1 pseudogene is annotated in these 312 nt (G+C 61.2%); it reads left to right on the top strand.

The window, feature by feature from the left end:
* Positions 1–312: pseudogene (locus OGW44_RS00070) on the top strand (hypothetical protein); the annotation flags it as partial.

Below are 312 nucleotides of genomic sequence, written 5' to 3'. Positions count from 1 at the left end.
AAAACACTGCCGACGGTGCAGGCTCCACCGGTACAGACGTGACCGGCGACGGCAACGACATTAACAACACCGGTGACAACGGCGCCACTGGCGGCGGCACCGGCACTGACGTGGACGGCAACGACAACACCATCAACAACGGTGGCAAAAACACCGCAGACGGTGAAGGCTCCACCGGTACTGACGTGACTGGCGACGGCAACGACATCAACAACACCGGTGATAACAGTGGCACCAACGGCGGCACCGGCACCAGCGTGGACGGAGACGGCAACACGGTTGATAACGGCGGTAAAAACACTGCCGACGGTG

The organism is Citrobacter sp. Cb023 (genome assembly GCF_030336805.1).
In the GTDB taxonomy this organism is placed as follows: Bacteria; Pseudomonadota; Gammaproteobacteria; order Enterobacterales; family Enterobacteriaceae; genus Citrobacter; species Citrobacter braakii.
The sequence above is the reverse complement of the archived record's forward strand: the minus strand, read 5'-3'. Positions and strand labels throughout refer to the sequence as shown.